Source organism: Hoeflea sp. (assembly GCF_984452065.1).
Window position 1 is genome coordinate 1 of the sequence record NZ_CFHWAF010000229.1, and the last position, 3,547, is coordinate 3,547.

Annotated in this window: 5 protein-coding genes; 4 read left to right on the plus strand and 1 reads right to left on the minus strand. The window is 60.9% G+C overall.

The features are described 5' to 3' along the window. Window positions 1–95: 95 nt before the first annotated feature. On the minus strand, window positions 96–1,004 hold the full coding sequence (locus tag AC5E6N_RS23680; RefSeq protein WP_491750112.1) for a DMT family transporter: 909 nt from the start codon (window positions 1,002–1,004) through the stop codon (window positions 96–98). 125 nt (window positions 1,005–1,129) lie between these two features. Between AC5E6N_RS23680 and AC5E6N_RS23685 the strand changes: the two genes are divergently transcribed. From AC5E6N_RS23685 to AC5E6N_RS23700, 4 genes are all read left to right on the plus strand, one after another. After that, window positions 1,130–1,567 carry a hypothetical protein gene (locus tag AC5E6N_RS23685; protein ID WP_491750113.1) on the plus strand — a complete coding sequence of 146 codons (438 nt, stop codon included), beginning with the start codon at window positions 1,130–1,132 and terminating at the stop codon, window positions 1,565–1,567. Between the two features lie 17 nt (window positions 1,568–1,584). Beyond that, complete coding sequence (locus AC5E6N_RS23690; RefSeq protein WP_491750114.1) at window positions 1,585–2,142, plus strand: RNA polymerase sigma factor; 558 nt, start codon at window positions 1,585–1,587, stop codon at window positions 2,140–2,142. Further along, window positions 2,139–2,483: a hypothetical protein gene (locus tag AC5E6N_RS23695; protein WP_491750115.1), complete on the plus strand. Its 345-nt coding sequence runs from the start codon at window positions 2,139–2,141 to the stop codon at window positions 2,481–2,483. Before AC5E6N_RS23690 ends, AC5E6N_RS23695 begins: the two co-directional genes overlap by 4 nt. A gap of 305 nt (window positions 2,484–2,788) precedes the next feature. After that, the coding region (locus AC5E6N_RS23700) for a DinB family protein (protein WP_491750116.1) at window positions 2,789–3,547 on the plus strand (759 nt) is incomplete at its 3' end.

Below are 3,547 nucleotides of genomic sequence, written 5' to 3' on the forward strand. Positions count from 1 at the left end.
GTGAAAGTGTAATGACTTTGGACGCTTAACGGGGAAGATTCAACCTGCATCAGAAACCTTTTTTGCCGGAAAATGCCATGGTGCCTGGCCATGCATCAAATCTCGGCGGCGATCCGTCTGGCGCTTGCCCGCTCGCGGTGGATGACATAGAGCCCGGCACCGATGGTGATGGCGATCCCGAGCGCCGCCAGCCCGTTGGGAAGGTCGCGGAAAATGAGCCAGCCGACCAGTGTGGCGAAGGGTATCTCGAGATATTGCATCGGCGCCAGCGTGGCAGACGGTGCAAAGCGCAGCGACCATGTCATCAGCAGATGCGCCACCGTGCCGAATACGCCGAGCAACACCAGCAATACCCATTCATCCACACTTGGTGCGGTCAGGACCAGAGGCTCGATTTCCGCGTCGTGAAAAACGATCAGGATCAGGGCGAGAATGGCCGTTGCGACCGCTCCGCTCGAGAACTGCAGGCTGACCGGGTCCACCTCCTTGGCAATCTGCCGGGTGACGAGCATGAAGAAGGAGAAGACAACGGCCACGAGCAGAGGCAGAAGGGCCGGTGCCCCGACCTCGGCGAAATTGGGCTGGATGACGAGCAATGTTCCGGCAAACCCGACGGCGCAGGCGGCAAGCCGGTGCGGGCCGACCTCCTCCGACAGGACGAACTTGCCCAAAAGGAGCATGATGAACGGCATGACGAAGGCGATGGCCACCGCGTCGGCCAGCGGCAGATGGCGCAGCGCCGCAAACATTGCGCCGATGCCGACAATATGAAGCACGGTGCGCAGCACCATAAGCCGGAACACCCGCGCCGACATGTGCAAAGCCCGCCCCGTCAGGAAAACCAGCGGCATAAGCAGTATGGTCTGGACAAGGAACCGGAACACAAGCAGCACACCGAGCGGAACCGCATCGCTCAGCAGCTTGGCGATGGAATCGCCCAGCGGCGCGAGAATGCAGAAACCGAGCATGAGAACAATGCCGAGCAGCGGCCTGTCGGAAATCATGCCGCGACGTTAGACCGTTTCGCGGTAGGATTGAAAGACCGTGGAATACTTTTTTTCGCTCTGCATCCAAACCGGTCCGCCAATGCATCTATGAGGGCAGAAACGCGAAATTCATGGAGACACCAATGCACATAGCAGGTCTGGAAGGAATGGGTGCGGGTCTGGCGGCGCTCGGCTTCTGGTTCTTTGTCGCCGCCATCATTGTGGCCGGCATCTGGTACGACATCGCCAAGCGGCGCACACAGCACGAAACCCTGCGCCGTATCGTCGAAAGCGGACAGGCCATCGACCAGGATGTGCTGGACAGGATCCTGGCATCCACGGATGGAGGCGGACAGCGGTTGGAGCGTGAACTCATGGTTTACGGCCTGGTGACGCTGTTCGTCGCGCCGGGCATCGCGGTTCTGGCCTGGCTGATCAGCCTGCAATACGCGCCGGCTTTCTATCCGGTGCTCGGCGCGGCCTTTCTCGTCGGCTTTGTGGCGCTCGGGCTGATTGCGGCGGCGCGCTATGTCGCCCGCCGCAACCGCGAGGACGACCATCCCGCCCGGCCTGGCCGCTAAAGCACGGGATCGGGGCGGTGACGACATATTCCAAAGCCCCGGAGGCGCTGATCGCCGGACTGGCGAAGAACGGCGACCGCCGCGCCTTCGAGGAACTGGTGCGCCGGCGCCAGTCATGGCTGCGCAACCTCATGCGCCGCCTGTGCGGCGATCCGGCCCTTGCGGACGATCTGGCTCAGCAGGCGTTTTTGGACGCATGGCGCCATATCCACCGGTTGAGACAGCCCGGCAGCTTCGGCGCCTGGCTAAAGCGGACGGCGATCAATATCTGGCTTCAGCATTGCCGCCGCCGCGACGTGCTGAAGAACGCCGAAGGGCCTGACGACATAGAGGATCGGATAGAGCATAACGCTGATATCGCCTTCGATCTTGATCGGGCGCTTGCCGGCCTTCCTGAGGCTGTACGGCTTTGTATCGTTTTGTCCTATAGCGAAGGGATGAGCCATGGCGAAATTGCCGAATTCACGGGCCGGCCGGCAGGCACGGTCAAATCCCATATCCGGCGCGGCACACAGCGCTTGAAACAGACCCTGTCCGCCTATGGTGACAAAGCCGATTGTGAGGAACAGACATGATTGACGAACGCGATCGCGACCTGAATGCACTTTTTGCCGACGCCGACCGGCCGTTGGAAGACGATGCCTTCATATCCGCTACGATGATGAAAGCGAAACACAGTCGTTATCGCCGCTTTGCCGGGTTCCTGCCTGTTGTTTTGGCGTTGCTTGCAGCGCTTTTGTTCGCCGCGCCGCTTCAGCAACTCGCCGTTCTGGCAACGGGCGCTCTGGCGATGCCGCTGCTGCCGATCGGTGATCCTTTTTTTGCCGCAGCCCTGCTGCCCGTGAATAATTTTGCTGCCCTGTGCGCGATCGCTTTTTTGCTGCTGCGTGCTGCGCATCGACGCCTGTTTCGCTGAAGCCGGCGCGCCTGCTGTTGCGATCACCCGGCTCTATCGGCCTCCTGACAAAACGTTGTCAGGAGGCCGATGGTGCGGACTTTACCTTCTCGGCCATTCGCATACATTTGAACAGGGTTTAACAAAGTTGAGCACGCCCGACACCGGCGTGCCTGAATTCACCGTCATCTTGAACGGTCTGTCCGTGGCTTGGAGGACATCGGGAGGTGTCGGTGTCTCGGGCGACCAGCGCATACCGAAGAGGGAGGCGACTTAATAGATAACGGCAGGCATTTTATTCCAACCCAGGATCGAGGACTGAAACAGTGACACCTGCAACGAAACCCGCCCCTTCAGCCGAAACGGGTATCAAATTATACCAATCCGTCCGAGCGCGCTCCCAGGCGCTTGTCAAAGGGCTGACGCCTGAAGACATGACGCTCCAGTCGATGGAGGACGCAAGCCCTGCCAAATGGCACCTGGCGCACACGACATGGTTCTTCGAGGAGTTCATCCTCAAGCCGCGCGTCTCCGGTTACCGGTCGCCGGACGAGCGCTTTGCTTTCCTGTTCAACTCCTACTACGTCCAGGCCGGGCCGCGGCATATGCGCTCCAAGCGCGGCATGATCTCCCGTCCGGCCATCGAAGAGGTGCTGGCCTACCGCGCCCATGTCGATGACGCCATGCGCCGCCTCCTGTCCGAGGAGCGCGATGATGCGTCCGAGGTTCGCGATCTCGCCGAACTCGGTTGCCATCACGAAATGCAGCATCAGGAACTGCTGGTGACCGACCTTCTGCATGCGCTGTCGCACAATCCGCTGATGCCCGCCTACCGCGCGCCCGAGCCTATCCGTGTTGCCGAGGAAAGACCTCTGCAATGGATCGACCACGAGGGCGGACTGGTTGAAATCGGACATGACGGCAGCGGTTTCGCCTATGATTGCGAAGGCCCCCGTCACAACACCTACCTGCAGCCCTTCCGCCTTGCGTCCCGCCCGGTGACAAACCGCGACTGGATCGCCTTCATGGATGACGGCGGTTACCGGACCGCGACGCTCTGGCTTTCCGACGGTTGGGCGAGGTGT